The following is a 20,479-nucleotide window of genomic DNA, read 5'->3' as shown; positions in this document are numbered from 1 at the left end:
GTGCGCCCGGGCTGGGATGCAGCCGGGTGGGGTATCAATGGGAGGTGAGTTCGTTCGACGCGCAGCCCGAGAAGACCGCACCGGCGGACCCCACGGAGGTGGACCCGGCGGCGGTGGTGAGGGCCGAGGCGGCCGTGCGGGCGGATGCCTTCGGGCCGTTGCGCTCGCTCGCCGACATCACCCCCGGCGAGGACCCCAGCGACGTGCTGCGCCACGTACGGTCCCGGCTGGCGACCTTCATGATGGAGTACAAGTTCGCCCTGGACGAGGTCGAGACGAAGACGAACATCCTGCGCGAGGAGTTCGAGCTCATCCACGACTACAGCCCCATCGAGCACGTGAAGTCGCGGCTCAAGTCGTTGGAGAGCCTGGCCGAGAAGGTGACCCGGATGGGCGTGCCGAGCGACCTCGGCGCGATCCGCGAGGAGATCCGCGACATCGCCGGCATCCGCGTGACCACCGCGTTCGTCGAGGACACCTACCAGATCGCCGAGATGCTCACCCGGCAGGGAGACCTCACCCTGCTGGCGCGCAAGGACTACATCGCCGAGCCCAAGGAGAACGGCTACCAGAGCCTCCACCTGGTGGTCTCGGTGCCGGTCTTCCTCTCCGACCGCACCGTCGAGGTGCCGGTCGAGGTGCAGATCCGCACCATCGCCATGGACTTCTGGGCCAGCGTCGAGCACCAGATCTACTACAAGTACGCCGGCCAGGTGCCGGAGCACCTGACCCGGACGCTGACCGAGGTGGCCCGGATCGCGGCGGCGCTCGACGTCGAGATGGGGGCACTGCGCTCCGAGGTGCAGTCGCTCGCCGAGCAGGGGCCGCACCCGCCCGACGGGGTCTGACTGGCAGGATGCCCGGACGGCTCACCCCCGGAGCCGGCGAAGGAGCGCACCCCATGACCCACCCCGCTGGCGGCGGCGACGGACTGTACGTCCTGCTGAAGACCGAGGACGGGCCGGACGGCACGACGTACGAGACGTTCTCCTCCAGCCACGGCGTCGCGAGCGCGTGGGGGCCGATCCAGCACGGTGGCCCCCTCTCCGGCCTGCTGACCCGCGCCATGGAGCAGTGCGCGCCCCGCGAGGGGACCCGGTTGAGCCGGGTCACCGTCGAGATCCTGGGGCCGGTGCCGATCGACGAGGTGCGGGTGAGTGCCCGCGTCGTACGCCCGGGGCGGCGCGTCGAGCTCGTCAACGCCGTGCTCGAGGCGCGCGACCCCGCCGGCGCGTGGCGACCTGCGGCGACCGCCGCTGCCTGGCGCCTGGCCAACCAGCCCACCCACGACGTGTCGCGCCACGCCGACCCCGTTGTCGCGCTGCCCGACGACGTCGGCGTCGTCGACACCGGACTCCACCTGCCGGACGTGTGGCCGCGGGCCGGCTTCATCTCGTCGGTGCACTGGCACATCACCGACCACGGCACCGACCCCGGCACTCCGACGACGGCGTGGCTGAAGCTGCTCCGCCCGCTGGTGGAGGGCGAGGAGCCCACGCCGACCGTGCGGCTGATGACGGTGGTCGACGTGGCCAACGGCGTCGGCGCCCGGCTCGACCCGATGACGCACACCTTCCTCAACACCGACGTGAGCGTGCACCTGCACGCTCCGCCGTCGGGGGAGTGGACCGGCATCCGCGCCGAGACCTCCGTGGGACCCGACGGCATCGGGTTGAGCGCCGGCTCGCTGCACGGCGCTGACGGCCCCGTCGGGCGGATCGCGCAGACGCTCCTCGTCGAGCGGCACGGATGAGCCACGTGGCACGGGTGGTGGTCGTCGGCGACGGTCCCTGGGCCGCGGCCACCGTCGAGGAGCTCGCCGGGCTGGCCGACGCCGTGCCGGTGACGTCGGGGGAGGTCGAGCCCGCGCTCGACCGGGGCGCCGACGTCGTCGTCCTCACCGGCCCCGACCCGGGCGACCGCACCCTGCTGGCCTGTGCCGAGCGGGGCCTGCCGGTCGTCGACGTGCACCGCTCGATCGCCTCGCTCGACCGGGCCGGGGAGCTGCTCGCCGACCACGCCGGCGCGCGCCTGGTGGCGGCCGACGGCTGGGCCGGCGGCGTCGCCGCCCTGGTGGCCGTCGGGCTGGCCCGACCGGAGGAGTCGGTCGACCTGGGCTCCGACCACGTCGAGGTCGACGTCCTCCTCGACGCCGGCGACGAGGCCTCCGACGCCTGGTGGGAGCGGTTCGCCGGCCTGCACCGCACCTTCGCCGTCTACGACCGTGGGGAGCGACGCCTGGTGCGGGGGTTGGATGAGGCCAAGCTGGTGCGCTTCGCCGCCGGCACACGTCGCGCCCGCCGGGTCGCCAGCCCCGAGCAGGAGACGCTGGTCGAGAACGGCCACGCCGGCTCGGTCGCCGTGCGCGTCGCCTTCGCCCGCCGTGCCACCGACCTCTGGCTGGCGCTCGGGGTCGGATCGGGAGCCTGGCGCTTCCTGCCCAGGCGGTGGCGCCGGGCGGCGCTGCGTCCTGTCCGGGCGGTCCCGGCGGCCGGCCACGAGATCTGGGTGACCCGGGTCGGGGAGTCCGCCGCGGCGCGGGTGCGGGTGCACGACCCGCGTGGACGTGCCCACCTGGTCGGGGCCAGTGCGGCGACGCAGGTCGCCCGGCTGCTCGACCCGACGCGTGAGCCGGTGCCGGCGGGGGTCAGCGTTCCGGAGCAGGCGCCCGACCTCGCACGCGACCTCGACGAGCTGCGGCGCCGGGGGGTCACCTTCGACGTCGAGCGTCGCGACCTCCGGCCCGGCACCCCCGCCTGACCGCTCCTGCTCAGCGGGTCGGCAGCCCGCCGCGCCAGCCGAGGAGCGGACGACGCCGCGCGTGCCGAGCAGGCCGATCAGCTCTCCGCGCTCGACCGCGACCTCTTCGAGAAGCGCGAGCACCAGCGCACCGCGGCGATGTTCACCTCGCTGCGCCTGACCCAGGGCCGGCTCAAGCGCGTGCTGCATGCCGTGGAGGCGCCCAACCTCTCCGGCGGGCAGCAGCTCTCGAAGCTCCTCGGCCAGGGGCCGGTCTACGCCGCCGGCGCCTACGACGGGGTCTCGGCGAAGCTGGTCGAGAGCTCGGGCTTCAAGGCCGTCTACGTGCCGGGCTCCGCGGTCTCCGCCTCCGTGACGGGGCAGCCCACCTGGGCTACATCGGTCTGGCCGAGATGGCCGAGGCGGTCCGACGGATCACCTCCGCCACCTCGCTGCCGGTGATCGTCGACGGCGACACCGGCTACGGCGGTGTCCTGCAGACAGGGGAGGCGGTACGCCGCCTCGAGCAGGCGGCGCCGCAGCGGTCCAGCTCGAGGACCAGCTCGCCCCGAAGCGCTGCGGCCACCTGGCCGGCAAGGAGCTCGTCGAGACCGAGGAGATGGTCGCCAAGATCCGGATCGCGGTCGCCGAGCGCACCTCCGCGCTGGTGATCGCGCGCACCGACGCCAAGGGGGTCGACGGGTTCGACGCCGTGCTCGAGCGCGCAGCCGCGTACGCCCGTGCCGGCGCCGACCTGGTCTTCGCCGAGGGCGTGTACTCCCGCGAGGAGCTCACCGCCCTGCGGGGCGTCGTGCAGGGACGCCCGCTGATGGTCAACCTCTCCGAGGCAGGAGACGCCTCCGCGCTGCCGCCGATCGAGATCGCCCACGAGGCCGGCGTCGGCCTGCTCATCCACCCGGTCTCGGCGGTGCTCGCCGCGGCCGAGGGGATCGCCGAGACCTGCCGCCGCCTGCTGTCGGCCGGCTCGTCCGGCAAGGGCCAGGAGGACTGGAAGGCCTTCACCGCCGTCCTCGGCCAGGACGACCAGCTCGAGCGCGCCGCCCGCTTGGCGGCTGGCGAGTCCTGACGGAGCAGCACCCCGCTGACCCCCCGTCACGCAGACCCCTCACCACCCGAGAAGGAGACACCTCATGCCCATCGGTACCGGAGCCGTCATCACCCCGCACGAGAAGAAGGGCAGGAAGTTCGCCCTGGTGCTGCCCTCCACCAACACCTCGGTGGAGCGCGAGCTGCACGACCTGCGTCCGCAGGACTGCTCGTGGCACACCGGACGGATCATGATCACCGCTCCGGCGCTGGACTCCGCGGACGCCTTCGGCGCCTTCCGCGAGGGCCTCAACGAGGCGATGCCCTCGGCGCTCGAGATCGTGATGACCTGCAGCCCCGACTACATCGTGATGGGCATGAGCGCCGAGACCTTCTGGGGTGGCGTCGCCGGCAACGCGGAGTTCGAGCAGCGGGTGCGCGACCTGACCGGGCGCGAGGTCACCACCGGCGCCCCGCGGCGGGTGAGGCGCTGAAGGCGTTCGGTGCCAAGCGGATCGGCATCGTCACCCCCTACCAGCCGGTGGGCGACGAGCAGGTCGTCGCCTACTTCACCGAGCTCGGCTTCGACGTCGCCGGGATCACCGGCCTCTGCTCCGAGTCGGCGACCTCGATCGCCAGCGAGTCGCCCGAGAAGCTGCGCGAGGCCTTCCTGTCGGTCGACGGTGACGACGTGGACGCGCTGATCCAGTGCGGCACCAACCTCGAGTGCGTGGCCGCCACCGCCGCGGCGCTGGAGAAGGAGATCGGCAAGCCGGTCATCGCGATCAACGTGGCGACCGCCTGGCACGCCTTCCGGGTCAACGGGATCGAGGACTGGATCTCCGGCTACGGGCGCCTGCTCGAGGAGCACTGAGGCTTCGCGCGTTGGCCGGGATTGTCGTACGGCCGCGGCTACTGTCGATCACAGGAGCGGCGAAGGGAGAGTGCGATGACTGAGGCAACGCGCGGTGACGACCCGGCTGGCGTCGAGTGGGGGGAGGTCGAGGCTCTGTGGGCCGGCTTCGAACGGGCGCTCTCCGAGCAGCTGGCCCGGATGGTCGACCCCGACGAGGCCGACCTGCTGATCCTCGAGGTGCCCGGCTTCGACGACGACGTGCCGGGCACGGCGCCGTACGTCCAGTTCGCCGTCGGCGACGCGGGCGAGGCCTTGCACACGGAGGTCTCCGGCAACGCCTACCTGGAGCGGCCCTTCATGCTCGACGACGCGTCGTGCGCCCGCATGCGGGCCGCCGGGTGGTCGGGGCCGACGCCGACGAGAAGAACTGGTTCCGCGACGACCCGGTGCCGCAGGCCGCGGCGGTGTCGCGCAGCGTGGTCGAGGCGCTGAGGGCGCAGTTCGGGGTGGCCCATCCCGAGCTGCTGACCTACCGGGCCTGGGGCCCGGCTGCCGAGTCGGCCGCCCGTTTGGGCCTCTGCGCGAGCACCTCGGTGCCGATCGACACGGTCGACCAGCGCGGTGCCTCCGCCGAGGCGTTCCCGGACGCCGCCGTGCACGAGCCCGAGAGCCGCGACGACCTGCTCGCCCTGGTGGGTGCGGTGCTGCGCCACAAGTTCGAGACGGTGACGATCGACGACGACGGCGACTTCGTGGTGGTCCACCTCGGGCAGCCCGTCTTCGTCAGCGCGCTGGCCGACCAGCCGGCCGTGCAGATCTTCACCCGCGTGGTGCACGGGGTGCGGTCGCGACGGGGCGCCGCCGTCGAGATCGGCCTGCTCAACCGTGACCACCCGTGGGTGAAGTGGAGCCTGCGTGACCGCTCGGTGTGGCAGAGCGTGATGGTCCCGGCGATGCCCTTCGCCGACTTCCACCTGGAGCTGATGCTCGACATCTTCTGGGCGGCGATGTCCGAGACCCGCGACGACCTGGCCCTGCGCACCGGCGGCGAGGTGGCCTGACGCGCCCCTCCGCCCGCCACGCACACCGACGCACGAAGGCCGACCCGGGGGTGAGGCCGGGCCGGCCTTCGCTCAGTCCCGGGAGACCCGGGGCGTCAGGGGGTCACGGCAGGAACCGTGCCGTGCTGCAGTTCGACGTGGTGGCCCGACCGTTCAGCCGGTCGACGACCCAGTCGCGGGCAGCACCCTGCTGGGAGAGCAGGGGACCGAGGTGCGTCAGCATCAGTCCGCCGCTGCTGGCGAGCTGGACCACCGGCTTGTAGGTGACGTGCGCACCCTTGGCGCACCAGTCCAGCGCGAGCTGCTTGGCCTGCCCGTGGGCGACGACGTCGTCCTTGGTGCCGGTCAGCACCTGCACCGGGATCGTCGGCCGGAGGCGTCCGATCCGCTGGTCGTCGACCGCCTTCATCAGGGTCGGCACCTTGGCCAAGTCGACCGCGGCCAGGTTGCCGCTGCGGGTCCACCTCGAGGTCTTCTGCAGGCCGAAGGCAAGGATCGTGTCGGCGACGCACTGCTCCTTCGACTTCTCGATCGCGGCGATGCCCTCGGCGTTGACGAGCTGGCCCAGGTAGGGGGTCAGGGCCGGGCGGTAGGCGTGCATGGCGTTGATCGACCACGGGATCGCGCCGGTGAGCAGCGAGCCGTCGACCGACTTCATCACCTCGTACAGGTCGGCGGGCGGACCGCCCACGTAGGCGCCCTTGAGGTTGAGCTCGGGGGCGTAGGTCGGGGCCAGCTCCGCGGCCGAGCCGGCGGCGCCGCCGCCCTGGGAGTAGCCGTAGAGCCCGATCGCCGAGCGCCTCGTCAGCGACGTGCCCGGCAGGGCGAGCGCGGCGCGCGCGGCGTCGAGGACGGCGTGGCCCTGGTCGACGCGGTTCATGTACGTGTGCACGCCCGGCGTGCCGAGGCCCACGTAGTCGGTGACCACGACGGCGACGCCGTCGTTGAGGAAGCCGTAGATGGAGGGCACCTCGTAGCCCACCATGAACTTGCCGTCCTCGACGTTGAGGAAGCTCTCGAGGGTCTTCGACGGGGCGCAGGCGTCCGCCACGCCCTGGGTGCCGACGGAGAAGGAGACGAGGGGGCGGTCACCCTTGCCGGTCCACGGCTTCGACGGCTCGATGTAGACGCCCGAGACGGCGGACGCGGTGCCGCCCTCGGTGGTGGTCCTGTAGAGGATCCGGGTCGCGGTGCCCGGCAGCCGGGTCTCCTTGCCGCCCAGCGGGAACGAGATCCCGAGCTTCATCGGTTCGGACCTCACGAGCGCGCCGTCGGCGGCGGGCAGCTCCGCCGGCGGGGTGTAGAAGTCGGCCTCCGCGGCGGAGGCGGTGGTGGGGCTCAGCAGGCTGAGCACCACGACGCTGACGGCGGCAGCGACGCGGGTCGATCGGGTCATTCCAGGCTCCCTGACACTGATGGTGCGCGATCAGGCCGCCCCGCAGGACGGCCATGCGAGACGGATGTCTCCCTTCCGTGACCACCGTCGCGGAGTTAGCCGCCTTCTGGTTGTCGGATCACGACAATGTCTTGTCCGATGACGACAGGTCTGTGCCCTGCCGCACATGGAGGGGCGTCGTGCCCCACCATCCCCGCGCCCGGCGGGAGAGCGTCGCGGCCTCCGCGTAGCCGATGCGGTGAGCGATCTGCGCGACCGGCAGGTCGGTGCCGGTGAGCAGCTGGCGCGCGGTGTGGCGGCGCAGGTCGTCGAGCACCTCGGCGAACGACGTCCCCCGGGCTTCGAGGAGGCGCTGGAGCGTCCGCGGGTGGACGCTCACCTGCCGTGCCACCGCGGTGATCGTCAGCGGCGTCTTGCCCATCGCGTGCGAGAGCGCCGTGCGTACGACGTGGACGACGTCGTCGGCCGGGTCGCGGCGGTGGCGGGCCAGCATGGCGATGGCGAGCCGGTGCAGCTCCTCGTCGTGGTCGCGCAGCAGCAGGCTGGCCAGGTTGCCGGTGATCCGGACGACCGCTGCCGGACGGCCACCGCGCACGGGCCCGCGGAAGTAGCGCCGGTACGCCTCCGCCTCCGGCGCCGACGGCACGTGCGGCAGCTCGACGCTGCGCAGGCCGTAGGAGCCGCCGACCAGCTCCACCGCGGCCCGGTGCGCGAAGCCCAGGACGAGTCCCACGCTCTGGGGCGTCGGGACCCGGTCCGGACCGGCGTCGAACTGCACGCCGGCCACCCCGGGGGCTCCCAACGGGTCCGGCACGGCCTGGAGCCGCAGTCCCTCCGCGTGGACGAAGAGGAAGTCGCTGACGTAGCCCAACGCGGCCGCCAACGACTCCGAGTGCTTCACCGCCAGTCCCAGCGGCCCGAGCAGGGAGAGGTCCTGGCGCCGCGCCATCCGGAGCCCGAAGTCGGGGCAGGAGAGCTCCTCGGCTGCCGTCTCCAGCGCGACGGCGACGGCCACGTCGGGGACCAGCTCGTTGCTCGAGTCCAACGCCGTGCGCGACATCCCCGCACGCCGGGCGATGTCGTCGGCGTCACCGCCCAACTCCTGCACCGTGGCACGGAAGCCGTGCAGGCCGGCGGAACGGATCATCGACATTCCACGGAGGATCCGTGGCGCGGGCATCCGGGGTCAAGGGATGGCGCGCTTCTGAGATCGTTGGGGCTGAGGAGTCTCCCGACCGTGTGGAGCAACGAGCACCGGAGGACTACCTGTGGGCGGCAGCCATGCGCACGAGGCGCACCCCGAGAGCGTCCGGATGCGGCGGTGGGCGCTGGTCGTCCTGGTGCCGCTGGCGCTGGTCACGGTGGTCGCCATGGTGCTGCTCTGGCCCGGCGCCGTCGAGCGCGAGGACCAGACCCCCGGCGCCGGTCAGGCCAGGGGCACGGTCGTCTCGGTCGACGAGGTGACCTGCTCCGAGGAGCTCGCCGACGAGGTCAACGGGTGCGGCACCGCGACCGTCGAGGTCACCGAGGTGACCGAGGTCGACGACGGTGACGACCAGGGTGATCCCGTCCAGGTGGGGGAGAGCGTCGAGGTGGCGCTGCCCAACGGCCCCGGCGCCCCGCGCATCGACGTCGGCGACGACGTGCTGATGATCCACATGGCCACCCCCGACGGGCGGACCTTCGACGTCGTCGACCACCAGCGCGGCGCCCAGATGTGGGTGCTCGCCGCGGCCTTCGCGCTCGCCGTCGTCGCCTTCGGGCGGTGGCGCGGGGTGACCTCGCTGGCCGGTCTGGCCCTGACCTTCGCCGTGCTGCTGTGGTTCGTGGTGCCCGGGATCCTGGGCGGGGAGTCCCCGATCGTGATGGCGTTGGTCGGCTCGGCCTTCATCGTGCTCAGCGTCATGTACCTGACCCACGGCATCGGCATGGTGACCACCGTGGCCATGCTCGGCACGATCGCCAGCCTCGCGCTCACCGGGGCGCTGGCGTGGCTGGCCGTCGAGGGCCTGCACCTGACCGGCGTCACCGACGACATCTCGACCACCGTCGGCATGGACCTCGGCGTCGACATGCGCGGCCTGCTGCTGGCCGGCATCGTGATCGGCTCGCTCGGCGTGCTCGACGACGTCACCGTCACCCAGTCGGCGACCGTGGCCGAGCTCGCGCGCGCCAACCCGGCGTACGGGACCGGACACCTCTACCGCGCCGCGGCGCGCGTGGGACGGGCCCACATCGCGTCGGTGATCAACACGATCATCCTCGCGTACGCCGGCTCGACGCTGCCGCTGCTCGTGCTCATCGTGGCCAGCAACCCCTCGATCGCCGACGTGGTCAGCGACCAGGTGCTCGCCCAGGAGATCGTCCGGAGCGCCGTCGCCACGATCGGACTGATCGCCGCCGTGCCGCTGACCACCCTGCTGGCGGCCGTGGTCGCCGCTCGACTCGCGCGCGACTGAGCTCAGGCGTCGAGCGCGCTCGTCCGCGCCGCCGCCAGGTCTGCCTCGGCCTCGGGAGGCACGGGGAGCGCACGCCCGCACAGCTCGGTGAGCCACGTCGTCCCCCCGCACGGGTCGACGCAGGCCACGGCGAGCACGACGTGGGTGGGCGTGAGGTCGGCGGCGCCCAGCCACCGGCGTACGCGGTCGGGCACGAGCGGCCACACCGCCCCGGAGAGCGCGCTGGGCGCGGCCCAACCGTGGGTGGTCAGCAGCAGTGGCACGCCCGCGGTGGTGCCGACGAGCAGGCCGTCGTCGTTGCGCCACAGGCCGACCTCGCCGGAAGCCAACCGCTGCCGCGCCAAAGCGTCGGCGTGCGAGGAGACCATCGGCAGGCCGGCCGTGGGTGAGTGCTCGTTGACCGGCCAGGGCAGCTCGACCCCGCGGGCCCGGTGCGGCCCGGGATCCACGGTCGGCAGAGGCGTGACCCGGGTGCTGGGGACGCCGGGCGACTGGCGGAAGCGGTGCTCCCAGCCGCCGACCACCTCGACCGGCTGCCCGCGCTCGGTCGTCGCCAGCCGGGACCACGGCGCCTCGTCGACCCGGGCGTCGAGCAGCGCTGCCAGCCGCCGGACCTGGCCGAGCGCGTGCTGCGCCGCTGCGCTGCCCACCTCGCCCGGCGGGAGCACGACGCGGTGGCCGAAGCCGAGGAAGCGGGCGACCGTGCGGTCCCACTCCTCGGGCGAGGTCGTGGTCTCGACACCGTCGACCCAGGTGCGTGCCCTGGGCGCGGCCCCGCCCTCCACGTCAGCGCCCGTCGGCAGCCAGGGCAGCGGCACGGAAGGCGGCCGAGCGCTCGGTGTAGTCGGCGAACTCGTCGTAGCTCGGGGCGCCGGGGGAGAGCAGGACGACCCTGGCCGGGTTGGCGGCCGAGCCGGCCCAGGCGACGGCAGCGCCGAAGAAGTCGAAGACTCGGGCGGACAGGTCCGGGCTCTCGGCAGCGATCCGCGCACCGGCCGGGCCCACCAGCAGCACCACCAGGTCGGGGTGGGCGCGCAGGTGCGAGACCAGGGGGGTGAAGTCGAGGCCCCGGTCGTCACCGCCGACGACCACCGAGACCCGCTCGCCGGGCAGTGACGTCAGCGAGGCCACGACGGCCTCGGGCGCGGTGGCGAGGCTGTCGTCGATCCAGCGGCGGCCGTCGCCCGAGGGCACGGGCTCCATCCGGTGCGGCAGTGGCGCGAAGGTGCGCAACGCGGCGGCCAGGTCGGTCGGGGAGAGGTCGAAGAGCCCGGCGATCCGCAGCGCCAGTGCGATGTTGCCGGCGTGGTGGCGCCCGGGGAGCGGCAGGTCCGCGGCGGCGACCCGGGTGCCATCTGGCCAGACCACGTCACCGGTCTCGTCGACGTGCACGCCGCCCGAGTCGGTGAGCAGCAGCTGGGCGCCGGGGGAGAGGCGGTCGCGCACGCGGCGTACGACCTCCGGGGCATCGCCCGGCACGACCACGGTCTCGGGGCCGTGGGCCACCGCGTTGAGCTTGTCGTGGAAGTAGGCCTCGAGCGAGCCGTGCCAGGTGAGGTGCTCGGGGAAGAGCGAAGTCACCGCGACGATCCGGGGCGAACGGGTCAGCGACTGCGCCTGGTAGCTGGAGAGCTCCATGACCACGACCTCGGCCGGCGGATCGGTCTCGGCCAGCACGCTGGTGCCGATGTTGCCGCGCAGCGAGGAGCGCAGCCCGCCGGCGGTGAGCAGGTGGTGCAGGAGGCTGGCGGTGGTCGACTTGCCCTTGGTGCCGGTGATCGCGACGACCCGCTCGGCGTTGTCGCCCAGCCACAGGTCGGTGAGGCTGGTGACCTCGATCCCGGAGGCGACCAGCTCGAGGTGCAGCGGGTGCACGACGGGGACGCCGGGCGACTTCACGACGACATCGGCGTCGAGCAGCCGCGTACGCCCCTCCTCGCCGTGGGCCACCTCGGCGTGCGGACCGTCGGTCCGGTCCGGGTCGGCGACGGTGACGTCGACGCCGAGGTCGCGCAGGTGCGCGGTGACCGAGGCGCCCTCGCGTCCGTAGCCCCAGACCACGACCCGGCGCCCGGCCAGGTCAGAGAACCTCACGGGCGGCCTTCTCGTACGACGGCGGCAGCAGGTGGTCGTCGCTGAAGCCGAAGGCGGCCTCGACGCTGGCCTCGTCGACGAGGCAGGCAGCGACGTCGGGGTCGTCGAAGAACGGGTGACCGGCCCACTCGGGGTGGCGGCTGACCAGGGTCAACGCGGCCCGGCACTCGTCGGGCTCGCCGACGCACTCGAAGGGCTTCATCCGTCCGCCGGCGTTGAGCAGCTCCAGGAACCCCTCGCGCTGCTGCGGGTCGGCGAAGAGGTCGCGGCCCCCGAAGATGCCCTGCAGGGCCTCACGACCCATGAAGGGGGAGAGGCAGAGGAAGACGAAGTGGCACTTGGGGCACTCGCCGCACCACAGGCGGCGCCGCGACTCGTCCAGGTGGAAGGCGCGGTTGCAGCTCGTGAAGACCGAGTGGTAGTCGGTCAGCGCCCCGAATCGCCGCATGATCGCGAGCTCGGTCAGGGGGCGCAGGAAGGAGAAGTAGCGCACGCCGCTGGCGGCCGAGGCCTCGGCCAGGAGCCGCTCGAAGTCGATGCCCTTGGACCACTGGTGGTTGACCTGGATGCCTCCCCACGCGACGTTGCCGAAGGAGGAGGAGGCCTCGTTGGAGAAGACCACCGCGTCGAGGCCCAGTCGCTCGGCGGTGAGCAGGCCCACCACCGAGTTGACCGCGGTGACGGGCACGTGGCCGTTGAGGGCGCCGGGCGGCGTTGAGCTCGAAGAGCAGCGGGTCGAGGGCGCGGCGGGCGACGACCAGCGGCAGCCCGGCGGCCCTCGCGGTGGCCTCGATGGGGGCGTACGAGTTGACCGAGAAGAGCGTCGGGGTGACGCCCATCGCGCGCAGCGACTCGATGGTCACGATCGAGTCCTTGCCGCCGCCGACGGCGACCAGCGGGCGCACCGGGTCGGAGACGGCCGGTGCCCCGGGGGCCTCCTCGGCGCGCTCGGGGGCCTCGATCCGAGGACGCAGCGCCTGCGGCACCTGGTTGCGGTAGGCGAACTCGCCCAGGCCGTTCGCCAGGACCTCGGTGACGAAGGTGCGCTCGGTCGCGGTCAACCCGCCGGGCACGCGCACCGTGGCGGGGATGCAGGTCTTGTAGTAGCTGGGCGCCGCGGCGAGCGCCAGCAGGCGCAGCAGCCCCGGGCTGGGCGTCACGGCCGAGTCGCCCGGCAGCGTGACGCGCTCGGTGAGCTCGACCGGCTCGCCGCCCGCCCCCTCGGCGTGGGAGATGCGGTAGCGCAGCGCGATGGTGGCGCCGTCGACGGTCGGCTCCAGGACCTCGAGGACGAGTGACTTCCCAGGCGTCGACAGGACCCAACTCATGCGCGCCAGCATACGCAGCGCGGTCCCGGCGCCCGAGCCGGCGACCTGCCCGCGGAGTGGGACGTCGGGCACACCCGTGCGGGCTGTCGGTGGGCTTGGGCACAATGTCCGCCATGCCCACGACCACTGCCAAGACCAATGCCGGCAACTTCTTCGAGGACTTCACCGTCGGCCAGGTGATCGAGCACGCGACCCCGCGCACCGTCACCGAGGGTGACCGGGCGCTCTACGGCGCGCTCTACCCGACCCGCTTCGCGCTCCCGTCCTCCGCGGAGTTCGCCGCGTCGGTCGGGCTGCGTGGCGCCCCGGTCGAGGAGCTCATCGCCTTCCACATCGGCTTCGGCAAGACCGTGCCCGACGTCTCGCTCAACGCCGTGGCCAACCTGGGCTACGCGGAGTGCCGCTTCCACGAGCCGGTGGTCCCCGGCGACACGCTGAGCACGAGGTCCGAGGTCATCGGCCTCAAGGAGAACTCCAACGGCAGGACCGGCGTGGTCTACGTCCGCTCCACGGCGACCAACCAGCGCGACGAGGTCGCCGTCGAGTGGTGCCGCTGGGTGATGGTGCACAAGCGCGACGCCTCCTCGCCCGCTCCCGAGACCGTCGTGCCCGAGCTGGCCAAGGTCGTCGACGTCGCCGACCTGGCGATCCCCGAGGGCCTCGACTTCACCGACTACGACTTCGCCGCCGCCGGCGAGCCGCACCGCTTCGACGACTACGCGGTGGGCGAGAAGATCGACCACGTCGACGGCGTGACCCTCACCGACGCCGAGCACATGATGGCCACCCGCCTCTGGCAGAACACGGCGAAGGTGCACTTCAACACCGAGGCCCGTCGACGGCAACCGCCTCATCTACGGCGGCCACGTCATCTCGATGGCGCGCGCGCTCTCCTTCAACGGCCTGGCCAACGCGCAGCTGGTCGCCGCGATCAACGGGGGCGCACACACCTCGCCCGCCTTCGCCGGCGACACCGTGTACGCGTGGTCCGAGGTCCTCGACAAGGCCGAGACCTCCGCGCCGGGTGTCGGCGCCCTGCGCCTGCGCCTGGTGGCGACCCGGGGTCGTGACGAGTCGATGACGCTGCGCGGCGAGGACGGCAAGTACGCCCCCGGCGTGCTGCTCGACCTGGACTACTGGGCCTTCGTCCCGCGCTGACGCGCGGACGTCGAGGAGGGGAGACGGTGACCGCAGGAGCTGAGTGGAAGGACCTCTTCCATGCCGCGCAGCGCGGCGACGTCGAGCTGGCGCGCTTCCAGCTGGAGTCGGGGGTCGACCCCAACTTCATCCACCCGGAGATGCAGTCGACGGTGCTGGTCGAGGCCTGCCTGGCGGGCAGCCGCGAGATCGCCCACCTCCTCCTCGACCACGGCGCCGACCCCACGGTCGCCTCCGCGATGGAGGAGACGACGCCCCTGGCGGCAGCCCACCGGGCCGGGCTCGACGACGTCGTCCTGCGGCTGCGCTCGCTCGGTGCGCGGGAGCCTGCCCCGGTCGCCCAGCCCCGCGGTGGACTGCTCGCCCGGGTGCGTCGAGGGTTCGTACGACGCGGATGAGCGTCCGCGTCGTGGCCCCGGTGCCGAGCGGGTGCCGTCCGCCTGTTTGCATATGCCCATGACCGACGAGACCGCCCTCGCCGAACTGGGTCGCCTGCGCGCGAGCATCGACAACCTGGACGCTGCCCTGGTGCACCTCCTCGCCGAGCGCTTCAAGTGCACCCAGCGGGTGGGGGAGCTCAAGGCCGTCTCCGAGATGCCGCCGGCCGACCCGGCCCGCGAGGAGTACCAGATCAAGCGGCTGCGTGGCCTGGCCGAGAGCTCCGGCCTCGACCCGCAGTTCGCGGAGAAGATCCTCGGCCTGATCATCGAGCAGGTCATCCGCAACCACAACTCGATCCGGGAGCAGTGAGGGCGGCACTCCTGCCGCACTGATCCCGCTGCCGGGAGCGGCGTGTGCCGTGTTGGGGAAGGCAGCTGCGAGCGCTGGCGGGCACCCGGCACGCGTGGTAGAGAGAGCCTGTGCCTGCTGACGAACGCGCCCCGGCGCCGCAGGAGGCGCTCCGGGGCATACTCCTCGACGCGCTGCTGCACGACACCACGCTGGCAGTGGCGGTGAGTGACGCGGAGGGCACCGTCACCCTGATGAGTCCCGCCCTGGAGGCGCTCGTCGAGAACGACTTCGCGCCCGTGCCGGCCGAGTCGATCGCCACCCACTTCCAGGTGCGCACCGAGGACGGGTCGCGCCTGCTCACCCCCGCCGAGGAGCCACTCAACCGGCGCGGCTGGGCGCCTCCTTCCACGACCAGGTGGTCAGCCTGGAGTTCGGTGAGGAGCGCCGCGTCCACCTGCGCTGCAGCGGTGCCCCGCTGCTGGCCGACGACGGCTCCGTGCAGGGTGGCATCGTCATCTTCACCGACATCACGGCCCAGCGGGCGCTCGAGCGCGAGCAGGCCGAGCTCCGCGAGCGGCTCATCGACACCGTCAACCACGAGCTGAGGACGCCGTTGACCGCTCTCCTCGGCCACGCCGAGCTGCTGGAGGACCTCGGGCCGCAGCTGCCGGTGGGCGGCGCGCTCGCTGCGGGCGGTGCTCGACGCGGGGGAGCGGATGCGCGACTTGGTCGGGTCGGTCTCCGACCTGGTCGACCTGGAGGCTGCCGGCCACGTCACCCTGGCCAGCGAGGACCTCACCGACGTGGTGCGGCAGTGCTTGGACCGCGTACGCCAGACGCTGGAGCGCCCCGACGTCACCGTCGAGCTGCACGCACCCCCCGAGTCGCTGGACGCCGACATCGACGGCGCCCTGCTCTGCCGGGCCCTGACCGCCCTGCTCGCCAACGCGGTGCAGCACTCGCCGCCCGACGCCACGGTCCGCATCGACGTCGTGGGCACCCCTGCTGTGGTCAGCGTGCAGGTCTCCGACCACGGACCCGGCATCGCGGCCGCCGAGCGGGCGCGGCTGGTGCGCCCCTTCGAGCGCGGGAGCAGCGACCTGACGGGACCCCGCGCGCGGGCTGGCCTGCCGTTGGCCCACGCGGTCGCGCTCGCCCACCACGGCACCCTCGCGCTGCGGGACAACGAGCCGCACGGGCTGGTCGCGGTGCTGATGCTCCCGCGCCGTCGCCCGATGTCCCGGGGCTGACCCGGCTGACCCGCCCGCCCGAGGGCGGGGAGTGTCGCTCAGAGCTGCACGCGGTCGGGCTGCAGGTCCTCGGGGTCGGTGCCGCGGGCCAGGGCCTTCTCGGCGTACTCGCGGCCGACCTCGATCAGCTCGCCCGCCCGGTGGAAGTCGAGCGTCTTGCAGATGTCCTTGGGCATCGTGATCATCACGTCGGGCGGATAGCTGGCGAGCCGGTAGCGGGTCACCACGCTCTGCAGCGCGTCGAGCGAGAGCTCCATGACGCTCAGCATGCCGAGGTCGGAGGGGAGGTCCTCGAACTCCGGCTCGGCTGCCTCGTGCGCCGGGGCGTGGGACGGCTCGTCGGCGTGGTGGTCGCCCTCGGCGCGGCGGGCCGCCAGCCAGGTGGTGAGGCGACGCCCGGTCTCGTTGTCGAAGACCTGGGAGGCGCTGCGCCGCAGCTTCTCCTGCCACTCGCTGACGGGCCGCGGCTCGGCCGACTCGGCGACCTGCGACGACCTGGAGGTGTGCAGGGGAGCGCCGTTGACGTTGACGGCGATCGTGAGGTCGACGTCGAGGCCGCTCAGCGGAGCGATCGGCACGGGGTTCATCATCCCGCCGTCGGCGAGCAGGCGGCCGTTGAGCATCACCGGGGTGATGAAGCTCGGCAGCGCGATGGAGGCGCGCACGGCCATGTCGACCGGCCCCTCCTGGAACCAGACCTCCTTGCGGTTCAGCAGGTCGGTGGCCACGGCCGTGAAGGGGATGGGCAGGTCCTCGATCCGAGCCCCGTCGAGGAGCTCGGAGACCCGCGCCATCACCCGGGCCCCCTTGATCGCGCCGGGGGAGCGGAGTGCCGGGTCGAGGAGGCGGATGACGTCGCGCTGCGTCAGGTGGGTGACCCAGTCGGTGTACTCGGCGACGACGCCCTTGGCGTGCAGGGCGGCGACCAGCGACCCCATGGAGGTGCCCGAGATGCCCACCACGTCGTACCCGTGCTCCTCGAGCACCTGCAGGACACCGATGTGGGCGTAGCCGCGGGCGCCGCCGCCGCCCAGGGCCAGGGAGACACGCGTACGAGAGGTCACACCCGTGATGCTAGCCAGCGACCCTGCAGCCGGACCCGGTGGCGCGGAGGCACCAGCGCCGCGTTGTAGTTTTGTCGTGGCGCGGACCGATGTGTACGGCCCGTGCCGCCCTGCGTCCGGAAGGCGATTCCATGTGTGCCCAGTCCCCTCGGTGGGCGGAGTCCTACGCCCCCGGTGTGCCGCTCACCCTCGAGTACGGCGACACCACGGTCCTCGACCTCTTCGAGCAGGCCGCCCGGGCGCACGCCGACCGACCGGCCCTCGACTTCATGGGCCGCACCACCTCGTACGCCGACACCCACGACGCCGTCCTGCGGGTCGCCGCCGCGCTGCGTGACCTGGGCGTCGGGGCCGGCGACTGCGTCGCCCTGGTAATGCCCAACTGCCCGCAGAACGTGATCGCCTTCATGGCGGTGCTGCGCCTGGGAGCGACCGTCGTCGAGCACAACCCGCTCTACACCGCCGCCGAGCTGCGTGGCCCCTTCGCCGACCACGGCGCCCGCGTCGCGATCGTCTGGGACAAGGTCGCCGGCGTGGTGGGTTCGCTCAAGGAGGGCTGCGCCCTCGAGCAGGTGGTGGCCGTCGACCTGACCGCCGAGCTGCCGCTGGCCAAGCGCCTCGCCCTGAAGCTGCCGATCGCCAAGGCCCGGGCCGCCCGCGACCAGCTGCACGCCCCGGCCCCCGGCACCATCGCTTGGCGCGAGCTGCTCGACCACGCCCCGCTGACCGACGACCACCCGCGCCCGGTCGCCGACGACGTGGCGCTCACGCTCTACACCTCGGGCACCACCGGCGCCCCCAAGGGCGTCCCGCTGCGCCACCGCAACCTGGTCGCCAACGTCCTCCAGGGCCAGCAGTGGGTCTCCGGGATGGTCCCCGGCCAGGAGTCGGTGCTGGTCGCGCTGCCCCTCTTCCACGCCTACGGCGTCACCGTCAGCGTCCTGCTGGGCCTCTCGGTGGCGGCCAAGCTGGTGCTCCTGCCCAAGCCCGAGCTGCCGCTGGTGATGGAGGCGATCAAGCGCGACGTCCCCTCCTTCGTGCCGGCCGTCCCGCCGCTCTACCAAAAGATCGTCGACGAGGCGGAGCGCAGTGGCGTCTCCATCCGCGGCATCAAGTGGGCGCTGTCGGGCGCCATGGCGCTGCAGGCGCCGCTCGTCGAGCGCTGGGAGGCCGCGACTGGTGGCCTGCTCGTGGAGGGCTACGGCCTGACCGAGACCTCCCCGGTGATCGTCGGCAACCCGATGTCGAAGGGCCGGCGCCCCGGCTCGATCGGCGTGCCCTTCCCCGACACGGAGATCCGCATCGTCGACCCCGAGGAGCTCGACCGCGAGGTCCCGCTGGGCGAGCGCGGCGAGCTCCTGGTGAAGGGCCCGCAGGTCTTCGACGGCTACCGCGGCCTGCCCGAGGAGACCGAGGCCGCCTTCCACGACGGCTGGTTCCGCACCGGCGACATCGTGACGATGGCCGAGGACGGCTTCATCACCGTGGTCGACCGGATCAAGGAGGTCGTCATCACCGGCGGCTTCAACGTCTACCCCTCCGAGGTCGAGGCCGTGCTGCGCCGCCACCCGAGCGTGGGGGACGCGGCGGTCGTGGGTGTGCGGTCGTCGGACGGCGCCGAGGAGGTCGTCGCCGCGGTGGTCCCGGCCGAGGGCGAGACCGTCGACCCCGACGGGCTGCGCCAGTTCGCCCGCGGTGAGCTCACGCCCTACAAGGTGCCGCGCCGCGTGGTCGTCGTGGACGCGCTGCCCACCAACCCGATGGGCAAGGTGCTGCGCCGCGAGGTCGCGGCCATGCTGCAGGGCTGACTGGGCGCTGGGCCCTCAGCGCACGAGGCGCGCGGTCAGGCGCCACGACAGCGCGCCGACCGGGTCGCCGCCGCAGGCCCACCCCGACGCCCCGCCGCAGCGACGGTGGTCGGCGGCGGTGTGCACGGTGAGCACGACGACGCGCCGCACCTTGGCCCGTGACGCCGGGATCCGCGCCGTGGCACGACCCTTGCGGTCCAGCGTCACGCGCCGCAGCCGCAACGAGCCGTCGGCGCGGTGCACGAGCAGCGACACCCGGGCGTACGCCGCGTGCGAGGCCCGGAGGTCGAGGCGCAACGTACGCCGACCGCGCGGCAGCGCGCCGACCGTGACCCCGGTGGTGCGCGACGACAGGTGGCGCACCGCGGCGGTCCGGGTTGCCCGCTGGCGGGAACGGTCCAGCCGGAGGTGGTCGGTGACCGGGGCCGCGCGGTAGGCAGCGCCCTCACGGTAGTGGCGCCGGGGGAAGAGGTTGGCGCGGGCGAAGTCGGCGTAGAACGACGGCCAGGCCACGCCGCGTGCAGCCAGCACCGAGCGGACCCCCTGCAGCGACCACTCGTCGAGCGCGCCGCGGGAGGCGTCGAGGCGCTCCCAGACCCGACGCACGACGCCGTCGCCGAAGCGTTGGGCGAGGAACTGCACGAAGATCCAGTTGCCGTAGTGGCCCGCCGCGGCGTCGAGCGGCGTGGTGGGGGAGCCGAGCTGGCCCTTGCCGAGGAACTGGCGGTTGTCGTCGACGGCGTCGAAGACGACCTCCTCGACCCAGGTGGCCGACGACTCCATGAACCAGGAGTCCTCGGAGAGGTCGTAGTTGAACTGCACCGCGTGGAAGAACTCGTGCGCCGCGGTGGCGGCGAGCGCGTCGTCGGGGCGCCCGCCGAGTCCGAGCATGTCGTTGTCGAGCACGCAGTACGACGTGGCGCGGGCGTTCTGGCCGGGCAGCAGGTCCTCAGGGGCGCAGAAGCCGTAGTAGCCCTGCGGGGAGAGGTCGGCCAGGTAGACGTCGAAGCGGTCGTCGCCGCCGGCGTCCACGTCGTCGGCGGGGCGCGGTAGCCGAGGTCGTCGACCACGCGGCGCCAGGTCGTCTCGACCAGCTCGAGGGTGCGCGCGGCCCAGGCGTCGGAGGCCGCGTGGCGGGAGGTGGTGACCCGGGTGATGCAGACCTCGACGCCGCACAGGCGCTCAGGGGTGGTGCCGCTGGGGTAGCGCCACTGGGCGGGAGCGGCGGCGGTGGTCGGGCGGGCCAGCAGCCGGGCAGCGGCACGGCGGTCGGGGCCGGTCAGGTCCTGGCGCGCCAGCCAGAGGTCGCGCAGGGCCAGTGAGAGGTCGGGGTGTGGCTCGGCCTCCCCGCCGGCGGAGCGGTCGGGCGTCTCGCCGGCGACCTGGTCGAGGGCGGTGGCGAGCGCGGCCGCGGCGTCGTCCGGCTGCTCGGTGGTGGCCGCGGCTGAGGCGGCGGGGAGCCCCGACAGGCTGCCCAGCGTGAGCAG

21 protein-coding genes and 3 pseudogenes are annotated in these 20,479 nt (G+C 73.1%); 16 read left to right on the top strand and 8 right to left on the bottom strand.

Annotation, left to right across the window (positions count from 1 at the left end; genetic code table 11):
- Window positions 1-44: 44 nt before the first annotated feature.
- From E2C04_RS21005 to E2C04_RS12340, 9 genes and pseudogenes are all read left to right on the top strand, one after another.
- Complete coding sequence (locus tag E2C04_RS21005; protein ID WP_275106501.1) at window positions 45-848, top strand: GTP pyrophosphokinase; 804 nt, start codon at window positions 45-47, stop codon at window positions 846-848.
- A 53-nt stretch (window positions 849-901) separates the two neighbouring features.
- Window positions 902-1,753, top strand: a complete 852-nt coding sequence (locus E2C04_RS12365; RefSeq protein ID WP_158630697.1) for a thioesterase family protein — start codon at window positions 902-904, stop codon at window positions 1,751-1,753.
- Window positions 1,750-2,760 (top strand): hypothetical protein, encoded by a 1,011-nt coding sequence (locus E2C04_RS12360; RefSeq protein WP_135832824.1) that lies wholly within the window; start codon window positions 1,750-1,752, stop codon window positions 2,758-2,760. The genes E2C04_RS12365 and E2C04_RS12360 overlap by 4 nt, the downstream gene beginning before the upstream one ends.
- A gap of 138 nt (window positions 2,761-2,898) precedes the next feature.
- Window positions 2,899-3,201 carry a hypothetical protein gene (locus E2C04_RS12355; protein ID WP_135832823.1) on the top strand — a complete coding sequence of 101 codons (303 nt, stop codon included), beginning with the start codon at window positions 2,899-2,901 and terminating at the stop codon, window positions 3,199-3,201.
- A gap of 82 nt (window positions 3,202-3,283) precedes the next feature.
- Window positions 3,284-3,826: pseudogene (locus E2C04_RS12350) on the top strand (isocitrate lyase/phosphoenolpyruvate mutase family protein); the annotation flags it as partial.
- Between the two features lie 64 nt (window positions 3,827-3,890).
- Window positions 3,891-4,280 (top strand): hypothetical protein, encoded by a 390-nt coding sequence (locus E2C04_RS19975; protein ID WP_229721676.1) that lies wholly within the window; start codon window positions 3,891-3,893, stop codon window positions 4,278-4,280.
- Window positions 4,281-4,327: 47 nt separating this feature from the next.
- Window positions 4,328-4,660, top strand: coding sequence for an aspartate racemase/maleate isomerase family protein (locus E2C04_RS19970; RefSeq protein WP_229721677.1), 333 nt, complete (start codon window positions 4,328-4,330; stop codon window positions 4,658-4,660).
- A 75-nt stretch (window positions 4,661-4,735) separates the two neighbouring features.
- Window positions 4,736-5,134 carry a TY-Chap domain-containing protein gene (locus E2C04_RS17815; protein WP_158630696.1) on the top strand — a complete coding sequence of 133 codons (399 nt, stop codon included), beginning with the start codon at window positions 4,736-4,738 and terminating at the stop codon, window positions 5,132-5,134.
- Window positions 5,017-5,703: a T3SS (YopN, CesT) and YbjN peptide-binding chaperone 1 gene (locus E2C04_RS12340; RefSeq protein WP_158630695.1), complete on the top strand. Its 687-nt coding sequence runs from the start codon at window positions 5,017-5,019 to the stop codon at window positions 5,701-5,703. Before E2C04_RS17815 ends, E2C04_RS12340 begins: the two co-directional genes overlap by 118 nt.
- 103 nt (window positions 5,704-5,806) lie before the next feature.
- Here the strand turns inward: E2C04_RS12340 and E2C04_RS12335 are convergent, their stop codons facing one another.
- Window positions 5,807-7,099, bottom strand: a complete 1,293-nt coding sequence (locus tag E2C04_RS12335) for a lipase family protein (protein WP_135832820.1) — start codon at window positions 7,097-7,099, stop codon at window positions 5,807-5,809.
- 118 nt (window positions 7,100-7,217) lie between these two features.
- Entirely contained in the window at window positions 7,218-8,252 is a 1,035-nt protein-coding gene (locus tag E2C04_RS12330; RefSeq protein WP_135832819.1) for an AraC family transcriptional regulator, read from the bottom strand.
- Window positions 8,253-8,367: 115 nt separating this feature from the next.
- Here E2C04_RS12330 and E2C04_RS12325 point away from each other — a divergent pair, with 115 nt between their 5' ends.
- Window positions 8,368-9,558 carry a YibE/F family protein gene (locus E2C04_RS12325; protein WP_202977783.1) on the top strand — a complete coding sequence of 397 codons (1,191 nt, stop codon included), beginning with the start codon at window positions 8,368-8,370 and terminating at the stop codon, window positions 9,556-9,558.
- Between the two features lie 2 nt (window positions 9,559-9,560).
- Here E2C04_RS12325 and E2C04_RS12320 read toward each other — a convergent pair whose 3' ends face one another.
- From E2C04_RS12320 to E2C04_RS22350, 4 genes and pseudogenes are all read right to left on the bottom strand, one after another.
- Window positions 9,561-10,376: a hypothetical protein gene (locus E2C04_RS12320; RefSeq protein ID WP_135832818.1), complete on the bottom strand. Its 816-nt coding sequence runs from the start codon at window positions 10,374-10,376 to the stop codon at window positions 9,561-9,563.
- On the bottom strand, window positions 10,345-11,652 hold the full coding sequence (murD, locus tag E2C04_RS12315; RefSeq protein WP_158630694.1) for a UDP-N-acetylmuramoyl-L-alanine--D-glutamate ligase: 1,308 nt from the start codon (window positions 11,650-11,652) through the stop codon (window positions 10,345-10,347). The genes E2C04_RS12320 and murD overlap by 32 nt, the downstream gene beginning before the upstream one ends.
- Window positions 11,639-12,349 (bottom strand): annotated as a pseudogene (locus E2C04_RS12310) (MurL C-terminal domain-containing protein); the annotation flags it as partial. The gene murD and the pseudogene E2C04_RS12310, both read right to left, overlap by 14 nt.
- Before the next feature lie 73 nt (window positions 12,350-12,422).
- Window positions 12,423-12,980 (bottom strand): annotated as a pseudogene (locus tag E2C04_RS22350) (MurL-like N-terminal domain-containing); the annotation flags it as partial.
- 113 nt (window positions 12,981-13,093) lie between these two features.
- On the opposite strand from E2C04_RS22350, the gene E2C04_RS12300 reads away from it, so the two are divergent.
- From E2C04_RS12300 to E2C04_RS12280, 5 genes are all read left to right on the top strand, one after another.
- Window positions 13,094-14,050 carry a MaoC family dehydratase gene (locus E2C04_RS12300; protein ID WP_238694270.1) on the top strand — a complete coding sequence of 319 codons (957 nt, stop codon included), beginning with the start codon at window positions 13,094-13,096 and terminating at the stop codon, window positions 14,048-14,050.
- A 114-nt stretch (window positions 14,051-14,164) separates the two neighbouring features.
- Window positions 14,165-14,536, top strand: coding sequence for an ankyrin repeat domain-containing protein (locus E2C04_RS12295; protein WP_158630693.1), 372 nt, complete (start codon window positions 14,165-14,167; stop codon window positions 14,534-14,536).
- 58 nt (window positions 14,537-14,594) lie between these two features.
- Window positions 14,595-14,888: a chorismate mutase gene (locus E2C04_RS12290; RefSeq protein ID WP_135832813.1), complete on the top strand. Its 294-nt coding sequence runs from the start codon at window positions 14,595-14,597 to the stop codon at window positions 14,886-14,888.
- A 110-nt stretch (window positions 14,889-14,998) separates the two neighbouring features.
- Window positions 14,999-15,475 (top strand): hypothetical protein, encoded by a 477-nt coding sequence (locus tag E2C04_RS19965; protein WP_238694269.1) that lies wholly within the window; start codon window positions 14,999-15,001, stop codon window positions 15,473-15,475.
- 90 nt (window positions 15,476-15,565) lie between these two features.
- Window positions 15,566-16,120 (top strand): sensor histidine kinase, encoded by a 555-nt coding sequence (locus E2C04_RS12280; RefSeq protein WP_135832812.1) that lies wholly within the window; start codon window positions 15,566-15,568, stop codon window positions 16,118-16,120.
- Between the two features lie 38 nt (window positions 16,121-16,158).
- Here the strand turns inward: E2C04_RS12280 and E2C04_RS12275 are convergent, their stop codons facing one another.
- Complete coding sequence (locus E2C04_RS12275; RefSeq protein WP_135832811.1) at window positions 16,159-17,184, bottom strand: patatin-like phospholipase family protein; 1,026 nt, start codon at window positions 17,182-17,184, stop codon at window positions 16,159-16,161.
- Between the two features lie 131 nt (window positions 17,185-17,315).
- Here E2C04_RS12275 and E2C04_RS12270 point away from each other — a divergent pair, with 131 nt between their 5' ends.
- Window positions 17,316-18,992: a long-chain-fatty-acid--CoA ligase gene (locus E2C04_RS12270; protein ID WP_135832810.1), complete on the top strand. Its 1,677-nt coding sequence runs from the start codon at window positions 17,316-17,318 to the stop codon at window positions 18,990-18,992.
- A 15-nt stretch (window positions 18,993-19,007) separates the two neighbouring features.
- Here E2C04_RS12270 and E2C04_RS12265 read toward each other — a convergent pair whose 3' ends face one another.
- Complete coding sequence (locus E2C04_RS12265; RefSeq protein ID WP_338088757.1) at window positions 19,008-20,168, bottom strand: MXAN_6640 family putative metalloprotease; 1,161 nt, start codon at window positions 20,166-20,168, stop codon at window positions 19,008-19,010.
- Window positions 20,169-20,479: the final 311 nt, after the last annotated feature.

Origin of the sequence: Nocardioides daphniae, assembly GCF_004777465.1 — a bacterium.
GTDB lineage: Bacteria > Actinomycetota > Actinomycetes > Propionibacteriales > Nocardioidaceae > Nocardioides > Nocardioides daphniae.
The sequence above is the reverse complement of the archived record's forward strand: the minus strand, read 5'-3'. Positions and strand labels throughout refer to the sequence as shown.

Bases quoted from the DNA above. Each gene is read 5' to 3' on its own strand.
- E2C04_RS12365 (WP_158630697.1), top strand. From the start codon at position 902: ATGACCCACCCCGCTGGCGGCGGCGACGGACTGTACGTCCTGCTGAAG.
- E2C04_RS12360 (WP_135832824.1), top strand. From the start codon at position 1,750: ATGAGCCACGTGGCACGGGTGGTGGTCGTCGGCGACGGTCCCTGGGCC.
- E2C04_RS12355 (WP_135832823.1), top strand. From the start codon at position 2,899: ATGTTCACCTCGCTGCGCCTGACCCAGGGCCGGCTCAAGCGCGTGCTG.
- E2C04_RS19975 (WP_229721676.1), top strand. From the start codon at position 3,891: ATGCCCATCGGTACCGGAGCCGTCATCACCCCGCACGAGAAGAAGGGC.
- E2C04_RS17815 (WP_158630696.1), top strand. From the start codon at position 4,736: ATGACTGAGGCAACGCGCGGTGACGACCCGGCTGGCGTCGAGTGGGGG.
- E2C04_RS12335 (WP_135832820.1), bottom strand. From the start codon at position 7,099: ATGACCCGATCGACCCGCGTCGCTGCCGCCGTCAGCGTCGTGGTGCTC.
- E2C04_RS12330 (WP_135832819.1), bottom strand. From the start codon at position 8,252: ATGTCGATGATCCGTTCCGCCGGCCTGCACGGCTTCCGTGCCACGGTG.
- E2C04_RS12300 (WP_238694270.1), top strand. From the start codon at position 13,094: ATGCCCACGACCACTGCCAAGACCAATGCCGGCAACTTCTTCGAGGAC.
- E2C04_RS12290 (WP_135832813.1), top strand. From the start codon at position 14,595: ATGACCGACGAGACCGCCCTCGCCGAACTGGGTCGCCTGCGCGCGAGC.
- E2C04_RS12270 (WP_135832810.1), top strand. From the start codon at position 17,316: ATGTGTGCCCAGTCCCCTCGGTGGGCGGAGTCCTACGCCCCCGGTGTG.